The 6181-nt window shown below is 62.2% G+C and carries 7 protein-coding genes and 3 pseudogenes; 2 read left to right on the plus strand and 8 right to left on the minus strand.

Features of this window, described 5'->3' with window-relative positions; genetic code table 11:
* From FHR90_RS16770 to FHR90_RS16790, 5 genes and pseudogenes are all read right to left on the minus strand, one after another.
* The coding region (locus FHR90_RS16770; RefSeq protein ID WP_183275546.1) for a hypothetical protein at positions 1-770 on the minus strand (770 nt) is incomplete at its 3' end.
* Entirely contained in the window at positions 757-1119 is a 363-nt protein-coding gene (locus tag FHR90_RS16775; RefSeq protein WP_176621764.1) for a hypothetical protein, read from the minus strand. The genes FHR90_RS16775 and FHR90_RS16770, both read right to left, overlap by 14 nt.
* Before the next feature lie 11 nt (positions 1120-1130).
* Positions 1131-1280 (minus strand): hypothetical protein, encoded by a 150-nt coding sequence (locus FHR90_RS16780; protein WP_176621765.1) that lies wholly within the window; start codon positions 1278-1280, stop codon positions 1131-1133.
* Between the two features lie 1588 nt (positions 1281-2868).
* Positions 2869-3624 (minus strand): XF1762 family protein, encoded by a 756-nt coding sequence (locus FHR90_RS16785; protein WP_176621766.1) that lies wholly within the window; start codon positions 3622-3624, stop codon positions 2869-2871.
* 79 nt (positions 3625-3703) lie between these two features.
* Positions 3704-3883: pseudogene (locus tag FHR90_RS16790) on the minus strand (IS3 family transposase); the annotation flags it as partial.
* Positions 3884-4114: 231 nt separating this feature from the next.
* On the opposite strand from FHR90_RS16790, the pseudogene FHR90_RS16795 reads away from it, so the two are divergent.
* Positions 4115-4321 (plus strand): annotated as a pseudogene (locus tag FHR90_RS16795) (transposase); the annotation flags it as partial.
* Positions 4322-4360: 39 nt separating this feature from the next.
* Here FHR90_RS16795 and FHR90_RS16800 read toward each other — a convergent pair.
* The 3 genes and pseudogenes from FHR90_RS16800 to FHR90_RS17825 form a co-directional block, all read right to left on the minus strand.
* Positions 4361-5020 (minus strand): zeta toxin family protein, encoded by a 660-nt coding sequence (locus tag FHR90_RS16800; protein WP_176621767.1) that lies wholly within the window; start codon positions 5018-5020, stop codon positions 4361-4363.
* Positions 5013-5228 carry a hypothetical protein gene (locus FHR90_RS16805; protein ID WP_176621768.1) on the minus strand — a complete coding sequence of 72 codons (216 nt, stop codon included), beginning with the start codon at positions 5226-5228 and terminating at the stop codon, positions 5013-5015. Before FHR90_RS16805 ends, FHR90_RS16800 begins: the two co-directional genes overlap by 8 nt.
* 190 nt (positions 5229-5418) lie before the next feature.
* Positions 5419-5583: pseudogene (locus FHR90_RS17825) on the minus strand (DUF6538 domain-containing protein); the annotation flags it as partial.
* A 303-nt stretch (positions 5584-5886) separates the two neighbouring features.
* Between FHR90_RS17825 and FHR90_RS17830 the strand changes: the two are divergent.
* Positions 5887-6126, plus strand: a complete 240-nt coding sequence (locus FHR90_RS17830) for an ATP-binding protein (RefSeq protein WP_176621770.1) — start codon at positions 5887-5889, stop codon at positions 6124-6126.
* Positions 6127-6181 lie beyond the last annotated feature (55 nt).

A 6181-nucleotide genomic window follows, 5' to 3' on the forward strand; every position in this document is an offset into this window, starting at 1 on the left:
GCCGGATCGTCGCGCTCGGCCATGGCGACGAACTGAGCGCGACCCTTGATCGGCATCTTGACCAGGATGTGACCGCGTAGGTGAGGCGGGTCGCCAAGCCGATCGATCCGCGCCTTGAGGCCGAGCTGTCTCATGGCCTTCAGAACATTGTGCAAACCGAAGGGGTCGGAGCGCGCCCCCGGGGGAATTGGGCTCCGCCGGCGACGGGTTCGCAGGTCGGGATCGAAATCCTGCGGCCGTGGCCGGGCCAGGCAAGAGGGCGAGGCGACGTCGGCGACCCAGATGTCACGCATCTCCGGATCGCGGTTCGAGCGAAGTCGAAAGCGCTCCTCGTTGAGTATCCACTGCCGCTTGGCTTTGGCGAGCCCGATACGGTCGGCAAGCTCGTCGAACTGACGCGTAATCTGCAACTCACGCGACCAGTCATCACCGCAACCGGCCCTGGCACGGGCAATGCTCCGAAGCCGGTGCTCGAAATCGTCGCGCGTCACCGGTTCGGCCCCCGGGATCCGTTCGCCGAGCATCCGGCGACGTGACTCCTCGTAGACCTCGGCCCGCGTCTGCAGCGTCGTGAGGTCGACGATGGCCAGGTCTTCGAGCGGCCCCTCGACATGCCCATGGAGCGGGTATCCGGCTCCTCGGCATATCAGGTAATGCTTCCGGGCGATGATGGTGACCGATCCGGTATGCCGGGTGCCGTCCGCCAGCTCGATACGGATGACCTCGCGCTCCTCGAGGCGGCCCGGATCGACCGAGTCAGCCGGGCACATCGAGCACCCGCTTGACGCGCTCGCGCCAGTCGGTGAACCAGTCCACCAGGTCGGCGCCCGACACGTCGAGGGGTAGGTCCCAATGTCCATCAAACTGGTCAGCCTCATAGCGAAGCGCTTCCATCAGCATCTCGGCCATCGGTTTCGACGCGGCGATCAGACGCGCGTTGGTCGCCACCGCCTCGCGGTCCTCGGGCAGGCCCTGGATCGGATGCAGTTTTGCGACCGCGGTATTCTCGCGGGTCCAGATCTGCAATGTTTGAAGTTTTTCGCCGCCGCACATGGCCATCCGCCCGGGCCGTACCTGCCAGTCCCCCGGTGTGGCGCGGGAAGGGTCGATCTGTGACATTGGATCCTCCGTCAGCGCGACGCGACGACGTCGACCGGCGCGGGGCCGACCATCGAATCCATGTCGTCGATGAAACCGGGCGCGGCCATCGCCGCGAACATAATGAATGCGAGGGCCAGAATGCCCATCAACTGCAGCCACATGGTCAGGATCTTGCGCATTTCTCGTTCTCTCCGCTGATGTCTTCTCCTCGAAGACCCCTCGCGGAGGGCGCGGAGTGGGCGGCTCCGCAAGGGCGCGCGCAGCGCGGGCGGAGCCTTTACCCTTGCGGGGCCGGCCGCTCAGTGCCAGAGCGGCTTGCTCCGGCTTGCTTTCTTCCTCTTCCAGTCATATTGTGTTCGTTACTAATGTGACAATCGTATTGTGCGGTAGTCGTATAATATAGATTATGCCAACTGGAAATTGATATGGTAAAGATTTTTGATATTATCCTTGGAGATTTTCGCAAGTGACGATAGGCGATAAACCGAACCCTGAGGGCGAACCGGCGTTGCAGAATTCGCCGACAGTCGGGCAGGAAAACGAGGATCCGGCTCACAAACCTTCGCGTCCGCTCCAACGGTCTACGCTTCTTTGTGTTTATGATGAGCTAAAGGGACGTATTTTCAAATACTCGTTTACCTCGTTATTAGGCGCATTCTTTTTGTTTTATTACTTTCCAACACGTTCGGCAAATCTCAACATTGGCAGGCAAGCCTGTCGACTGGCTAGTATTACGGCACTCGATCTCGGCAGACTTCCGGATATTGCAAGGAATGGCTCGCCAGACAGATTTTTTGTGAGCACGATATCTGCGCAATACGCTGGCAACGGCCTGTTATTCTCCGTTCCAACGAAGGGCTTCCCGTCGCAAGTGCTTTTACTTGCGATCGACTCCGCGAATATGAAAATTGATACCCTATCGAGACTCACGAGGTTACTGCCCGAAAAAGAGGATATCTTGAGATAACGCAAGATGACGTAGATACTTACAGGTCCATCCGTAGTGAGATTAATTCTTTAAACACCGAGGCATTGAGTATGATCAGTTTTGCCTCTTGGTGGTGGTGGATCACTCCTGGTTACTGCAAGCCCATCAGTTCGAGCGGCAAGGCTCTTGGTAACAGTTGGCTTGACCATATTCGTTGACCAACGTTGCCGGCGTTCAGCCTTTCTTTTTGATATCCTCGGCCGTGACGCCGTATTCCACCGGCGTCAGGCAGACGATGTAATCTCATAGTGATCCGGGCCGCACCATTGAGCCCGGCAAGCGATATCCCGGCTGGACGAAGCCTCAACCGGAGGGCGCTCGTTTCCAGATCGATTCAGGAGGTCGTGTCCTCCTGCACGTTTACAAATGAGCCCACCGCGCGAGAGATCCGGGGTGCGAGGGAGGGCAAGATACGGTTCGGCCTGGTTGAGGCCAGCAGCCACGTCCTTTTTCTGATCTACGACATTGATCTCCTGACCAGCTCCTGGTCCGACGGCACCCTACTCGCTGGGGCTCGCGCAGTCGTCCAGGCGCGAGATCCCAAGGCCGGCAGTGGCCACAGGCTACCTGATGTCGTCGGTGCTGGTCGACGGGGACGGGTATCGTGATGGTGGTGAGGGCCATCAGCGTCACGTCTGAATTCTCGGACATTCTCTACAGAGCCACGGAAAGCCAACGAGCGGCCCTCGACAGCTTCACTCCGCTGGCGGCCCAGAGAGAGATGGACGCAGCCTATCAGCGATGGTCGACCGCGGCGGCGATAGTGTCCGCGGCGCGCATCATTGAGCGAGCCGGTCAGCAGTTCCGCTCATGGGAGATCCCCGGCCAAGACATTTCCCCCACCGGATGCGCGCGATCGGCTGCGCATTGCGCGCCCGGCGCCGCGACGGTGTGTCCCAGCTCCGGCCACCGGCACGTCCCTCGTTGACCCAGCCCGCTGCACGCAGCGATGCTCCAGGTTCATCGTGGCGGGTGTACGTTACGATCTTCTCGGCGCCCCTGTGCATCGCTTCCTGGGCAGCCCAGCCGTAAAGCGCGCTGCAGGCGTTCCAACGCAAGGCAGATGGTCGGTCGCGGCGGGCGCAGAGACGTGTGACTTCCAGCCATCCTCGATGCATATAGGCTCTCGACAACGGGTTGCCGACCATCACCACGGCGATCAGCTCCGTGCCGTTGAACAGGCCCTGCCCGAACTTCCACCCGGTCGGCGCGTCGCAGTGCTCGTGGTGACGCTGCACGAAGCGCGCCGCCCGGAGGAAGGAAATCGGCTCGAAGCGGAATTTCCAGTCGAGAACCAGTCCGCCAAGCTCGTCGTCGGCGACCCGTCGCAGGCGCTCACCGCAAAACGCCCCGGCTCCGAGACGCCGGAGCAGTTCGGCACCCCAACGGGGGTCATCCTCGATGTCGCGGCAGATCTGCTCGTGCAGCCCCTCGCAGCACGTCTCGAGCGAGAATTCGCGGCTCGACCAGATCTCGCTCAGGGCGACGTGCTCGAGCCCATCGCACAGGCAGCAGGTCAGCGGCACCGTCGGCATGGGGAGGCTCCGTGGAAGCGGTTGGCGATGGGGTGTCTGAACCGCGCCGGCTTTTCCGGAGACCGGATGGTTTGAGTCTTTACGCTGCGGCGGGCATGGCGTCGAGCGCGTCGTAGTAGGCGTTTTCGGCCTCGGCGGGCGGGATATTGCCGATGGGCTCGAGCAGGCTCCGTTGGTTGAACCAGTCGACCCAGTTCAGGGTGGCGAGTTCAACATCCTCGATCCTGCGCCACGAACTGCGGCGATGGATCACCTCAGCACGCCGCCGTGGGTTCATTGAACTGCCGGCCACAGTCCCGGCAGTGGAACCGCCGGTAGCCTCGCGCCGTGACCTCTGGCCGCTCGGTCGCCGCAGTCGAGCCACAGAAGACGCATTTCATCCTGAGACCCCGCCCGCCGCGATGACTGGCGACGCTACGTCAGCTGCCCGGCGGCCACCAAATCCGTCAGTGGCGCGAGGTCTGACAGAACCCGCAAGCTGCCGAACCAGAAAGGCATGCAGGTGCTGCTGTGCCGGTGGGTGGTGGAGCGCAGCTTCGGCTGAATGACGCGCTGGCGTAGGCTGGTGCGCGACTACGAGAAGCTCATCAACGTGTCCGAGGCCATGATCTACCTCAGCATGGGCGCGCTACTGCTCCGGCGCGTCGCCCATCCCAGAACAGAGACATTCTCAAACGGGGCCTTACTTAACGGATGATAAGCAGGCCCCAGGCGTTCTGGCCGACGCCGCGGGCCGTCAGACCGGTTGGCGACTGACTGGCGGGACCTGCCTAGTTGTCGTCTGCTGTCGCAAACCAGTCAGGCCAAGTGCTTGGTAGACTGCCTCGGCCAGCCGGGCATGCAGTGGCACTGCCCCGTCAAGACTGCTTTCGGTAATCAGGTCTTTCTCCACACTGAGAAGCATCCTCGGCTCGAGGCCGCTGTTGTCGAATAGCAAGGCGTCGTCGGCGAGCCGCAAGGCATCCGGCAGGCGGCGAAACGCGGCGTCGTAGCGACGTCGGATGACGTCCTCGGGAATGGCGTGGCCGCCGCGCGAGACCCGCTCGGCAACGCGCAGGACGTTCAGATCCGGACTATCGAGCGTGACGAAAATCAGCGCGGTCCTGTATCCAGCCTTCCGGCAACGGTCCATGACGCCAAGTGACTGTCTGCTGCTGAGGGTGGTCTCGTAAACGAAGCTGTCGCGTCGATCGATTGCATTCTTGAGCGCAGCAAGCACGAGGCGCCCTGCTTCCATGGAGGCGGCTTCAGGGTGCGACGGGTTCAGCCTTCTGGCGACCACATCGGCATTGATGAATTGGCCGTCCGGCCGCAACAACTCGTGGATCGTCGATTTTCCCGATCCGTTGGGGCCCGCGAGGATCGTGCATCGTAGATGCGCGGTCTCGTCACCCACGCTTGGCTTTGTCGCCGGTCACGAGTTCGTTCGCCGCAACACTCACCACGCTCCTAGAGCCATCGGGCATTTGCCGGATGATCCCGGCACCGATACCCGGATCGCGATAGTACGCAGGGACGCCGGCGGCGCGGGCTTGTTCGAGCGCTAGCTTCCCCGCCTGCCGGACGCGCCCCTCGTTCTGACGCCACCGATCGAGAATGGTCACCGCACCTGCTCCACATCCACACCGTGCATATAAGCGCCCTAGTCAAAGATCGGTAGACGTTTTCCGCACTGGCGCGTCTGATCTCGCCGTCGCGCAGGATGCGGACGAAGACGTCGTCGAGCAGGCGCGCGAGGTCCTCGCGGGTCAGCGGGCGTTCGGTGGCCATCGCCCGGACCGTAACCCGGTCGAACGCGGTCGAGAACTGCCGGGCGCGCTGCCGGGCCAGGGCCGGATCACGCGTGTGCAGCGAGCGGCAGAACCGCGTGCGTCGCCGGCCCAATACCGTCGGCAGCCAGCGCCGCCACCAGTAGATCGCGCCGCGCCGGTAGAGATGGTCGGTCCCAGTGCTCGCCACGCCCGCTCCGATCGCACGGGCGAAGACCAAGTGGGATACACCCCTAGGATACAGGAGAGCATAAACCCGGCATCATACCCAGTTCGGGCCCTGCCGGCGGCGAAAAGCTCGGGTTTTGGCTGGGGGACTTGAATTCCAGGATTACCGGGCAAACCCAAATGTTGACAAAGGGTTAGGTCAAGCGGACCCGGCTCTTGTGGAGGAGGTCGGAGCGGTCAAGCGATCGAGTAACTTGCCAACGTTCCTCCCCTGAGCTTTGGTTGGCTGCGCTGATAGGAGGGTTGGGTGGCATTGTCCGACGAGATGCGGAGGCTCATTAATCGTTGGCGCAGCCCAGGTGGAGCTTGGCCAAAGCGCCTCGAATGGATTGAGATCACGGGTATACGAGGCTGGACTGGCCAGCGTGTAGACTTCAACTTCCCGATCGTCGCCATCGTGGGCGAGAACGGTGCGGGGAAGAGCACGGTCCTGCAAGCAGCCGCATCAGTTTACAAGGCGCCTCGCGGGTCCTCCGCCCCACGGTTGTTTGAGACACTCCGTTAGCGGACGGTCTCCGCCTCAGGGGTGAGGACGATGACGACGAACACGGGAACGATTG

It is taken from the genome of Endobacter medicaginis, assembly GCF_014192375.1.
Classification (GTDB): Bacteria; Pseudomonadota; Alphaproteobacteria; order Acetobacterales; family Acetobacteraceae; genus Endobacter; species Endobacter medicaginis.

Excerpts from the sequence above, each read along its gene's own strand:
- FHR90_RS16775 (WP_176621764.1), bottom strand. The coding sequence starts at position 1,119 with ATGTCACAGATCGACCCTTCCCGCGCCACACCGGGGGACTGGCAGGTA.
- FHR90_RS16780 (WP_176621765.1), bottom strand. The coding sequence starts at position 1,280 with ATGCGCAAGATCCTGACCATGTGGCTGCAGTTGATGGGCATTCTGGCC.
- FHR90_RS16785 (WP_176621766.1), bottom strand. The coding sequence starts at position 3,624 with ATGCCGACGGTGCCGCTGACCTGCTGCCTGTGCGATGGGCTCGAGCAC.
- FHR90_RS17830 (WP_176621770.1), top strand. The coding sequence starts at position 5,887 with ATGCGGAGGCTCATTAATCGTTGGCGCAGCCCAGGTGGAGCTTGGCCA.